The sequence below is a fragment of the Streptomyces coelicoflavus genome (genome assembly GCF_045041415.1).
Taxonomy (GTDB): domain Bacteria; phylum Actinomycetota; class Actinomycetes; order Streptomycetales; family Streptomycetaceae; genus Streptomyces; species Streptomyces coelicoflavus.
In genome coordinates, this window is record NZ_CP108218.1 from 5,636,645 (window position 1) to 5,647,543 (window position 10,899).

The following is a 10,899-nucleotide window of genomic DNA, read 5'->3' on the forward strand; positions in this document are numbered from 1 at the left end:
GTGTGAGGAATTCGCACGAACTGCCCGGGGAGACGTCCATGGGGGCCATTCCGACGCAGCGGGAGACCGTCTCCCGCGCCGGCGCGGCGCCCGCGCGCGCCGCCGAGGCATCGGCCGAGGGCTCTGGCGGCGGCTCCTTCGGCGAGGGCTTCGGCGAGGGCTTCGAGGAGTGCGCGCGGGCGCGCGTGACCCTGCTCGGCAGTTCCCTGGCGCCGGGCGCCGCCCGCGCGATGGCGCGCGACGCGCTCGCCGACTGGTCCGCGCTCGGCCTGCCCGGCACGGAGCGCCTGACCGAGCACCTCGTCGCCGACGCCCTGGTCGTCGTCAGTGAGCTGGTCACCAACGCCGTCGTGCACGCCGGCACCGACGTCGAGGTGGGCCTGCGGGCGGAGGCGACCGGCACCCTCGTCGTCGAGGTCGCGGACCGGCACCCCTCCCGTGCTCCGAGGGGCGGCGACCACGAGACACCGCACGAGCCCGCCGAGTACGGGCGCGGCCTGCGGCTCGTCGCCGCGCTCGCGGAGTCCTGGGGCATCACCTACCGCCCGGGCACCAAGACGGTGTGGGCGCGGCTGCCGGCCCCCGGCACGGAGCCCGCCGACGGTGTGGGCAGCGGTGGCGGTGCGGGGGCCGGTGCCGGTGTGGGCAGCGGTGGCGGTGCGGGGGCCGGTGCCGATGGTGGGGTCGGCGAGGGCGCGGCCGTCCGGCCGGGCGTGGAGGCGGTCGAGCCGGCCGGGAGCGCGGAGCGGGCCGAGGCCTGCGCCGCAGGGCGTCGGGGAACGCCGTCCACGGGCACGGCGGAGCCGGAGCCGGGAGCCCCCGGCGGCCCGGACGGCGCGTCCGGTGCGCTGCCCGGAAGGCCCGGCCGGCGCCGCTCCCGCGACCGGGAGTGGCTGGGCCGCGGCGCCCTGTCCTTCCTCGCCGAGGCCTCCGACCTCCTGGCCGGGCAGCTCGACGAGGACCTGGTGGCCTCGCTCACCGGCCAGCTGATCGTGCCCCGGCTCGCCGACTGGTGCGGGGTGTGGCTGGAGGACGAGACCCTGGGCCGGGGCGCCTGGAGCGACGACTCCGGGGCGTCCGTCGGCGCCCGGCTGGCCCGCGTGTGGCACGCGGGCGAGGGGCACCTCGACGAACTGCGCGCGGCCCTGGAAAAGGAGCCGCCCCGCCCGCGCGACCCGTGGCGCTCGGGCCCCGTCGGCCACCCCTGGCCCGGCGAGGCACTCGGCACGCACGGCACCGCGCTCGCCTACCGCCTGGTCGCCGGCGGCCGGCCACTGGGCACCCTGGTCATCGGACGGGCCGACCCAGCGGGCGTCCCGGGCACCCAGGGCACCGGGGATGCCTTGGGAGCCCAGGGCGACCCGGGCGACCCGAGCGCCCAAGGCAGCCCGGCCGGCCCGGACACCTGTGACGCCAGTGGCTTCCCCGGCTTCCCCGACGAGATCACCGGGCTGGTCGAGGATCTCAGCCGCCGGGTGGCGCTGGCCATCGGCGCCGCCCGCCAGTACGCCCGGCAGGCCACCATCAGCGCCGTGCTCCAGCGCGGCCTGCTGCCCGGCGCCGTCGCGGAGATCCCCGGCGTGCGCAGCGCCCTCGTCTACGAACCGCGCGACAAGGGCGGCCCCAGCGGCGACTTCTACGACCTCTTCCCGGCCGGCGACGGCCGCTGGTGCTTCGCCGTGGGCGACGTCCAGGGCAAGGGCCCCGAGGCCGCCGTCGTCATCGGGCTCGCCCGGCCCTGGCTGCGGCTGCTGGCCCGCGAGCAGTACGGCGTCCCCGACGTCCTCGACCGCCTCAACCAGCTCCTCCTCGACGACGCCACCGAGGCCGCCGACGCCGCCGCCCGCGCCCTGGTCGCCGCCGGAGGCCCACCGGTTGCCCCGGGCGACGGACCGCAGACCCGGTTCCTCTCCCTGCTCTACGGCGAGCTGGTCCCCTTCGACGGCGGCGTCCGCTGCACCCTCGCGTCCGCCGGACACCCGCTGCCGCTGCTCCTCGGGCCCGACGGCACGGTGTCCGCCGTCGCGTGCCCGCAGACCCTGCTCGGCGTCGTCGAGGACGCGACGTACGTCAGCGAGACCTTCGAGCTGCGGTCCGGCGACACCCTGCTGTGCGTCACGGACGGGGTCACGGAGCGGCGCAGCGGCTCCCGCCAGTTCGACGACGACGACGGGCTCGCCGAGGCACTGGCCGGCTGCACGGGCCTGGACGCCGAGCTGGTCGCCGAGCGGATCCGGCGGCTGGTGCACGAGTTCGGGCCCCGGCCCCCGGAGGACGACCTGGCCCTGCTGGTGCTCCAGGCGCAGTGAGCGGGCGGGCGCGGCTTCAGGCCGGCTCGGGGATTCGGCCGGGGCAGGGGACCGGTCGGGCCGGGGACTGCGCCGGACGGGGGATCCGGCCGGGTGCGGGACAATGGAAGGCATGCCCTCCGCACTCCCCGACGGCGAGCCCGTCCCCGCCGACGGTGCCCTGCCCGCGTCCGCGCTCGCCGGGGCCGCCGACCGCCCCCTCGGTTTCTACCTGCACGTGCCGTACTGCGCGACCCGCTGCGGCTACTGCGACTTCAACACCTACACCGCGACCGAGCTGCGCGGCACCGGCGGCGTCCTCGCCTCCCGCGACAACTACGCCGACACGCTCGTCGACGAGGTCCGCCTGGCCCGCAAGGTGCTCGGCGACGACCCCCGCGAGGTGCGCACGGTCTTCGTCGGCGGCGGTACGCCCACCCTGCTGGCCGCCGGTGACCTGGTGCGGATGCTGGGGGCGATCCGCGACGAGTTCGGCCTGGCGCCGGACGCGGAGATCACGACGGAGGCCAACCCGGAGTCGGTCGACCCGGCGTACCTCGCGACCCTCCGCGAGGGCGGCTTCAACCGGATCTCCTTCGGCATGCAGAGCGCCAAGCAGCACGTCCTGAAGATCCTGGACCGCACCCACACCCCCGGCCGCCCCGAGGCCTGCGTCGCCGAGGCCCGCGCGGCCGGCTTCGACCACGTCAACCTCGACCTGATCTACGGCACCCCCGGCGAGTCCGACGACGACTGGCGCGCCTCCCTGGACGCCGCGCTCGGCGCCGGACCCGACCACGTCTCGGCGTACGCCCTGATCGTCGAGGAGGGCACCCAGCTCGCCCGGCGCATCCGGCGCGGCGAGGTCCCCATGACCGACGACGACGTGCACGCCGACCGGTACCTGATCGCGGAGGAGACCCTGTCCGCGGCGGGCTACGACTGGTACGAGGTCTCCAACTGGGCCACCTCCGACGCCGGGCGCTGCCTGCACAACGAGCTGTACTGGCGGGGCGCCGACTGGTGGGGCGCGGGACCGGGCGCGCACTCCCACGTGGGGGGCGTGCGGTGGTGGAACGTGAAGCATCCCGGGGCCTACGCGGGCGCACTGGCGGCGGGGAAGTCGCCGGGCGCGGGGCGCGAGGTCCTCACGGACGAGGACCGGCGGGTGGAGCGCATCCTGCTGGAGCTGCGGCTGCGGGAGGGCGTCCCGCTGTCGCTGCTGCGGGAAGCGGGGCTCGCGGCGTCGCGGCGGGCGCTGTCGGAGGGGCTGCTGGAGGAAGGGCCGTACGAGGCGGGGAGTGCGGTGCTGACGCTGCGCGGGCGACTGCTGGCGGACGCGGTGGTGCGGGACCTGGTGGACTGACGGGGTTTCTTCTCGCCCCGCCGCCCCTTCCCGTCCCGACCCCGGGGGCGCTGCCCCCGGACCCCCGCTCCTCAAACGCCGGAGGGGCTGAGAAGAGCGGCGTCCCGGCTGAGAAGAGCCGGGGTCCTACGCCGTCACGAAATCGATCAGCTCCTCCACCCGCCCCAGCAGCTCCGGCTCCAGGTCCTTGTACGAGCTCACCCGCGCCAGGATCGCCTGCCACACCGCGCCCGTGTTCTCCGACGGCCAGCCCAGGGCCCGGCAGACCCCCGTCTTCCAGTCCTGACCGCGCGGCACCCGGGGCCAGGCGTCGATGCCGACCGACGCCGGCTTCACGGCCTCCCAGATGTCGATGTACGGGTGGCCCACGACCAGCGCGTGCTCGCTCGTCACCGCCTCCGCGATGCGCCACTCCTTCGAACCCGGCACCAGATGGTCCACCAGGACGCCCAGCCGTGCGTCGGGGCCGGGGGCGAAGTCGGCGACGATCGACGGGAGGTCGTCCACGCCGCCCAGGTACTCCACGACGACGCCCTCGATGCGCAGGTCGTCGCCCCAGACCTTCTCGACCAGCTCGGCGTCGTGCCGCCCCTCGACGTAGATGCGCCCGGCGCGCGCCACCCGCGCCCGTGCGCCGGGGACGGCGACCGAACCGGACGCCGTACGGGAGGGGGCGGAGCGTGCCGGACCGGAGGACGACGACGGCCGCACCAGCGTCACCACCCGCCCCTCCAACAGGAAGCCGCGCGGTTCCAGCGGGAAGACGCGGTGCTTGCCGAAGCGGTCCTCCAGGGTCACCGTGCCCGCCTCGCAGCGGATCACCGCGCCGCAGAACCCGGTGCCGGGCTCCTCCACCACCAGGCCGGGATCGGCCGGCACCTCGGGGACGGGCTGCGGTTTCTTCCACGGAGGGGTCAGGTCGGCGGAGTACTGGCGCATTCTGCCGACGATACGAGAAACGCCCGCGCCTTGATCAGCGCGACACGCCGAACCGGGCGGCCAGCGCGTCCCGTTGGGCCCGGACGAACGCCGCGTCCACCACCGCTCCGTGACCGGGGACGTACAGCGCGTCCGAACCGCCCAGCTCCAGCAGCCGGTCCAGTGCGGCAGGCCAGCGCGCCGGTACGGCGTCGGGGCCCGCCTGCGGCTCGCCGGACTCCTCGACCAGGTCGCCGCAGAACAGGACATCCGGGGAGCCCGGCACCAGCACCGCCAGGTCGTGCCCGGTGTGCCCCGGGCCCACGTCGGCCAGCAGGACCTGCCGTCCACCGCCCAGGTCGAGCGGGTGCTCGCCCCGGACTTCGTGCCGGACAGGGGAGAGCGCCTCGGCCGCCTCCCGCGCCGCCCCGGCGTCCAGCCCCTCCGCCACCGCGTCCGCGCGCAGCGCCTCCCGCCCCTGTCCGCCCGGCGCGAACAGCGCACCCGCGCCCGTCGCGCCGTGCGCGCCGTACACCTCCGCGTCCGTGAACGCCGCCGCGCCGAAGACGTGGTCGAAATGCGGGTGGGTCAGCGCGAGATGTGTCACACGCCGCCCGGCGAGCCGCCGCACCGCCTCCCGCAACCGGGCGCCCTCCGCCAGGCTCGACCCCGCGTCCACCATCAGCGCCGCGTCCGAGCCGAGCACCAGCCCCGTCGTGCAGTCCCAGCCCGGCAGCCGGCACCGCCTCACACCCTCCGCCAGCCGCTCCCAGCCCAGCTCTTCCCAAGTCACCGTCACGGCGACGACGCTAACGGCATCGTCACGGCCTTGCCGGGGGCGTACCCCACGGCCGTACACTGGGCCGGGGAAGTCTGGCACTCGCGAGCCGTGAGTGCCAGGGCAGACAGGTCAAGGCGGGCCAGACAGGCCGAAACGGGCGGACGAAGCTGGAGGTGTGCGCGAGTGCTCAGTGAACGCAGGCTTCAGGTGCTGCGCGCCATCGTCCAGGACTACGTCGGCACCGAGGAACCGGTCGGCTCCAAGGCTCTCACCGAGCGGCACAACCTCGGCGTCTCCCCGGCCACCGTGCGCAACGACATGGCGGCCCTGGAGGACGAGGGTTTCATCGCCCAGCCGCACACCAGTGCCGGGCGCATCCCGACCGACAAGGGCTACCGGCTCTTCGTCGACAAGCTGGCCGGCGTCAAGCCGATGACCGCGCCCGAGCGGCGTGCCATCCAGAACTTCCTGGAGGGCGCCGTCGACCTCGACGACGTCGTGGCCCGCACGGTGCGGCTGCTCGCGCAGCTGACCCGGCAGGTCGCCGTCGTGCAGTACCCGTCGCTGACCCGCTCGACGGTGCGGCACGTGGAGCTGCTCTCGCTCGCGCCCGCGCGCCTGATGCTCGTGCTGATCACGGACACCGGCCGGGTCGAGCAGCGGATGGTCGACTGCCCGGCGCCGTTCGGCGAGGCGTCGCTGGCCGATCTGCGGGCGCGGCTCAACAGCCGGGTCGCGGGGCGCCGTTTCACGGATGTGCCGGCTCTGGTGGAAGATCTGGCGGAGCCCTTCGAGGCCGAGGATCGCGGTACGGTCTCCACCGTGCTCTCCACTCTCCTGGAGACGCTGGTCGAGGAGAACGAGGAGCGGCTGATGATCGGCGGCACCGCCAATCTGACCCGCTTCGGGCACGACTTCCCCTTGGTGATCCGGCCGGTGCTGGAAGCCCTTGAGGAGCAGGTCGTGCTCCTCAAGCTGCTCGGCGAGGCGAAGGATCCGGGCGTGACCGTCCGAATCGGTCACGAGAACGCCCACGAGGGACTCAACTCAACGTCCGTCGTGTCGGTCGGCTACGGTTCGGGCGGCGAGGCGGTTGCCAAGCTCGGCGTGGTCGGACCGACCCGCATGGATTACCCGGGAACGATGGGAGCGGTACGCGCAGTGGCACGGTACGTCGGACAGATCCTGGCGGAGTCGTAGGTGGCCACGGACTACTACGCCGTACTCGGCGTGCGCCGCGACGCTTCCCAGGACGAGATCAAGAAGGCGTTCCGGAGGCTCGCCCGCGAGCTGCACCCGGACGTCAACCCCGATCCGAAGACCCAGGAGCGGTTCAAGGAGATCAACGCCGCCTACGAGGTGCTGTCGGACCCGCAGAAGAAGCAGGTCTACGACCTCGGCGGCGACCCGCTCTCGCAGGCGGGCGGCGGCGGGGCCGGCGGCTTCGGCGCGGGCGGCTTCGGGAACTTCTCGGACATCATGGACGCGTTCTTCGGTACGGCGTCGCAGCGCGGGCCGCGCTCGCGCACCCGCCGGGGCCAGGACGCGATGATCCGCATCGAGGTCGAGCTGGACGAGGCGGCCTTCGGCACGACCAAGGACATCCAGGTCGACACCGCGGTCGTCTGCAACACCTGCAACGGCGAGGGCGCGGCGCCCGGCACGTCGGCCCAGACGTGTGACATGTGCCGCGGCCGCGGCGAGGTCTCGCAGGTCACCCGGTCCTTCCTGGGCCAGGTCATGACCTCGCGGCCCTGCCCGCAGTGCCAGGGCTTCGGCACCGTGGTCCCCACCCCGTGCCCCGAGTGCGCGGGCGACGGCCGGGTCCGCTCCCGTCGCACCCTGACCGTGAAGATCCCGGCCGGTGTCGACAACGGCACCCGGATCCAGCTCGCGGGCGAGGGCGAGGTCGGCCCCGGCGGCGGTCCCGCCGGCGACCTGTACGTGGAGATCCACGAGCTGCCCCACTCGACCTTCCAGCGGCGCGGCGACGACCTGCACTGCACGGTCACCATCCCGATGACGGCGGCGGCCCTCGGCACGAAGGTGCCGCTGGAGACCCTCGACGGCATGGAGGAGGTCGACATCCGCCCGGGCACCCAGTCCGGCCAGTCGATCCCGAAGCACGGCCGGGGCGTCACCCACCTGCGCGGCGGCGGCCGCGGCGACCTCATCGTCCACGTCGAGGTCACCACCCCGGGCAAGCTCGACCCCGAACAGGAACGCCTCCTGCGCGAGCTGGCCAAGCTCCGCGGCGAGGAACGCCCGACGGGGCAGTTCCAGCCGGGGCAGCAAGGGTTGTTCTCGCGGCTGAAGGACGCGTTCAACGGGCGCTGACGGAGAGCTTGGCGGGCGTCGGTTTGCTGCGCGGGTGCGGGCGGCGGCCGGGGTCTGCCGGGGGTCCGGGGGTCGCCCCCGGGCAGGCACAGTCAGCCGGGGCAGCAGGGGTTGTTCTCGCGGCTGAAGGACGCGTTCAACGGGCGCTGAGGTCCCTCCGGGATGCGGATGCTCCTGGCGTATGCCAACGGAAGCCCGGATTCGGACTTGTGCGGAGGACGTGACAACATGCCGTCATGTCCTCCGCACTGACCGATCTCTTCCCCTACCCGATCGTGCAGGCGCCCATGGCGGGCGGCGTCTCCGTGCCGCAGCTCGCGGCCGCGGTGTGCGAGGCGGGCGGGCTGGGCTTCCTGGCCGCCGGGTACAAGACCGCGGACGGGATGTACCAGGAGATCAAGCATCTGCGGGGACTGACCAGCCGCCCCTTCGGCGTCAACCTCTTCCTCCCGCAGCCGGAGACGGCCGACCCCGCCGCCGTCGACGTCTACGCCCACCAGCTGGCCGGCGAGGCCGCCTGGTACGAGACGGAGCTGGGCGACCCCGACAGCGGCCGGGACGACGGCTACGACACCAAGCTCGCCGTACTCCTCGACAACCCCGTACCGGTGGTGTCCTTCCACTTCGGCGTGCCCAGCCGTGAGGTCGTCGACTCCCTGCACCGCGTGGGGACCTTCGCCCTGGTCAGCGCCACCACCGCGGACGAGGCCCGGGCCGTCGAGCAGTCCGGCGCCGACGCGGTGATCGCGCAGGGCGCCGAGGCCGGTGGGCACCAGGGCACCCACCGGGACAACCCGGAGACCGGCGGCTCGGGCACCGGGCTGCTGTCGCTGGTCGCCCAGGTCCGGGAGGCGGTCGGCCTGCCGATCGTCGCCGCCGGCGGCATCATGCGCGGCGGCCAGATCGCCGCGGTCCTCGCGGCCGGCGCGAGCGCGGCCCAGCTCGGCACCGCCTTCCTCGCCACCCCCGAGTCCGGCGCGCACGACCTGCACAAGCAGGCGCTGACCAACCCGCTGTTCGTCCGCACCGAACTCACCCGCGCCTTCTCCGGCCGCCCCGCCCGCGCCCTGGTCAACCGCTTCCTGCGCGAGCACGGCCCCTACGCCCCCGCCGCCTACCCCGAGGTGCACCACCTCACCTCGCCGGTGCGCAAGGCGGCGGCGAAGGCGGGCGACGCGCAGGGCCTGGCGCTGTGGGCGGGACAGGGTCACCGGATGGCCCGGGAGCTGCCCGCCGGACAGCTCGTGGAGGTGCTGGCGGCCGAACTCGCCGCCGCCGGGACAGCGTTGTCGGGGTTGACGGGCTACCAGGCGGGAGGCGGCGGCCGATGACGGCACCGGTGTTCGTGGTCGACTCCCTGCGGCCCCAGGACCTGCCCGCGGGCGAGTACGTCCTCGACGGCCCCGAGGGACGCCACGCCGTCTCCGTGAAGCGGCTGCGGACGGGCGAGGACGTGGTCCTCACCGACGGACGCGGCCACTGGGCCGAGGGCGTCGTGAAGGCAGCCGAGGGCAAGGACCGCCTGGTCGTCACCGTCCCGGGCGGGGTGCGCGAGGAGCCCGCCGAGCAGCCCCGTATCACCGTCGTGCAGGCCCTGCCCAAGGGCGACCGCGGTGAGCTGGCCGTCGAGACGATGACCGAGGTCGGCGTCGACGCGGTCGTGCCCTGGGCGGCGTCCCGGTGCATCACGCAGTGGAAGGGCGAGCGCGGCCTGAAGGCGCTCGGCAAGTGGCGGGCGACGGCCCGGGAGGCCGGCAAGCAGTCCCGCCGGGTCCGCTTCCCCGACGTCGCGGACGCGGCGACGAGCAAGCAGGTTGCCTCACTTCTGGCCGAGGCCGACTTCGCCGCCGTACTCCACGAGAGCGGCGACGCGCCCCTGTCCGCCGCCGAACTCCCCGCCACCGGCGACATCGTGCTGGTCGTGGGCCCCGAAGGGGGCGTGTCCCCGGAGGAGTTGGCGCTCTTCGCCGAGGCCGGTGCGAGCCCCTACCGCCTGGGCCGCAGCGTCCTGCGCACCTCCACCGCGGGCACCGCCGCGACCGCCGTACTCCTGACCCGTACGGGCCGCTGGTCCTGACGGCGCCGAAAGCCGACGGGCCTCTGACGGGTGCCGGGTCCGGTCCTGCGACGGTGCCGGGTCCGGTCCTGTGACGGCCCCGGGTCCGGTTCTGTGACGGCGCCGGGTCCGGTTCTGTGACGGCCCCGGTCAGCCGTCGGTGGCGGCGACCACGGCGGGGAACAGCTCCCAGCCGTCCAGCTCCACCGGCCGGCCCCTGGGCCCGGGCAGCAGCCCCCGCCGCCCGGCCTCCTCGACCAACGCCCGTACGACACCGGGTTCGCGCAGGTTGAGCAGGTTGCCGCGGCCGTCCGCCACGCAGCCCTCGTACCAGTAGTCGCCCTCCGAGGTGTACCGGCCGGAGTCGGGCGCGCCCGCGAGAAGGACGAACCGGACGCGGACCCCGTCCCGGTAGAGCGTCAGTGCGTCCCGCCAGACGCCGTCGCGCCCCCGTTTCTGCCGGTGACTCCACAGCCAGGTGGTGCGTTCGTCCACGACGAGCCGGCGCTGCCTGCGGTCGTTGCCCATGGCGCCCACGGTAGTGAGGAGTGGCCGTATGCGCCCTACCTCCGGCCCCCGGACGGTGGGACGCTGCCCTTCATGTGGGAAATGAGGCGGATTCGGCGCATGGCTCCGGTGGTCGTCGGTGCGGCCGTCGCCGTCGGCGGGGCCGTGGCGTGCGAACCGGGCGGACTCGGCTCCGCGACGGTGGCGTACACCACCGACCAGACGGTGACCCGCGAACTGCAACGGCAGAAGGCGGAGGTGCGCTGGCTCACCTGCACCGCTTCCTACGGCGACAAGGGCACCACCGCCCCGGCGAGCGAGAACGCGGTCGCCTCCGTGCACTGCGAGGGCCGGACGGACGACGGCAAGGACATCACCGTCGACGGCAAGGTGACCAAGGTCGTCGACGGCGCCTGCGTGCGCGGGAACCTGACCGCGAAGGTGGACGGCAAGGAGTGGTTCCGGGTGCAGGGGCTGGGCAACTGCGACGCCACCAGCGCCCCGCCCGCCAACCGGCCCTCGCCGGACCGGCCCGGGCCCACCGTGACCGTCACCCGGACGATCTGGTGCCCGGACGACCCGCACTGCGGGCCGGTCGAGGGCAAGTAGGCGGACGGGCCCACGGCCGTGAAGTGATCCAAACCTC

General features: G+C 74.5%; 10 protein-coding genes. 7 read left to right on the forward strand and 3 right to left on the reverse strand.

Features of this window, described 5'->3' with window-relative positions; genetic code table 11:
* Positions 1–38: 38 nt before the first annotated feature.
* A complete protein-coding gene (locus OHA99_RS25080; protein WP_405697952.1) occupies positions 39–2,309 on the forward strand; it encodes a SpoIIE family protein phosphatase in 2,271 nt (756 codons plus the stop codon).
* Between the two features lie 112 nt (positions 2,310–2,421).
* Complete coding sequence (gene hemW / locus OHA99_RS25085) at positions 2,422–3,654, forward strand: radical SAM family heme chaperone HemW (protein ID WP_153179912.1); 1,233 nt, start codon at positions 2,422–2,424, stop codon at positions 3,652–3,654.
* A 126-nt stretch (positions 3,655–3,780) separates the two neighbouring features.
* Here the strand turns inward: hemW and OHA99_RS25090 are convergent, their stop codons facing one another.
* Both OHA99_RS25090 and OHA99_RS25095 read right to left on the reverse strand, forming a co-directional pair.
* Positions 3,781–4,593: a DUF3097 domain-containing protein gene (locus tag OHA99_RS25090; RefSeq protein WP_153179913.1), complete on the reverse strand. Its 813-nt coding sequence runs from the start codon at positions 4,591–4,593 to the stop codon at positions 3,781–3,783.
* Between the two features lie 34 nt (positions 4,594–4,627).
* Positions 4,628–5,371, reverse strand: coding sequence for an MBL fold metallo-hydrolase (locus OHA99_RS25095; protein WP_405697954.1), 744 nt, complete (start codon positions 5,369–5,371; stop codon positions 4,628–4,630).
* A gap of 165 nt (positions 5,372–5,536) precedes the next feature.
* On the opposite strand from OHA99_RS25095, the gene hrcA reads away from it, so the two are divergent.
* The 4 genes from hrcA to OHA99_RS25115 all read left to right on the forward strand — a co-directional run bounded on the left by hrcA (position 5,537) and on the right by OHA99_RS25115 (position 9,767).
* Positions 5,537–6,553: a heat-inducible transcriptional repressor HrcA gene (hrcA, locus tag OHA99_RS25100; protein WP_007388452.1), complete on the forward strand. Its 1,017-nt coding sequence runs from the start codon at positions 5,537–5,539 to the stop codon at positions 6,551–6,553.
* Positions 6,554–7,690 (forward strand): molecular chaperone DnaJ, encoded by a 1,137-nt coding sequence (gene dnaJ / locus OHA99_RS25105; protein WP_007388451.1) that lies wholly within the window; start codon positions 6,554–6,556, stop codon positions 7,688–7,690.
* 236 nt (positions 7,691–7,926) lie between these two features.
* Positions 7,927–9,021 carry a nitronate monooxygenase gene (locus tag OHA99_RS25110; RefSeq protein WP_153179915.1) on the forward strand — a complete coding sequence of 365 codons (1,095 nt, stop codon included), beginning with the start codon at positions 7,927–7,929 and terminating at the stop codon, positions 9,019–9,021.
* The gene (locus OHA99_RS25115) at positions 9,018–9,767 is read left to right on the forward strand and encodes a 16S rRNA (uracil(1498)-N(3))-methyltransferase (RefSeq protein ID WP_153179916.1); all 750 of its coding nucleotides are present in this window, start codon (positions 9,018–9,020) and stop codon (positions 9,765–9,767) included. Before OHA99_RS25110 ends, OHA99_RS25115 begins: the two co-directional genes overlap by 4 nt.
* Before the next feature lie 129 nt (positions 9,768–9,896).
* Here the strand turns inward: OHA99_RS25115 and OHA99_RS25120 are convergent, their stop codons facing one another.
* A complete protein-coding gene (locus OHA99_RS25120) occupies positions 9,897–10,274 on the reverse strand; it encodes a hypothetical protein (RefSeq protein WP_405697956.1) in 378 nt (125 codons plus the stop codon).
* Between the two features lie 99 nt (positions 10,275–10,373).
* Here OHA99_RS25120 and OHA99_RS25125 point away from each other — a divergent pair, with 99 nt between their 5' ends.
* Positions 10,374–10,862: a hypothetical protein gene (locus tag OHA99_RS25125; protein WP_381607621.1), complete on the forward strand. Its 489-nt coding sequence runs from the start codon at positions 10,374–10,376 to the stop codon at positions 10,860–10,862.
* Positions 10,863–10,899: the final 37 nt, after the last annotated feature.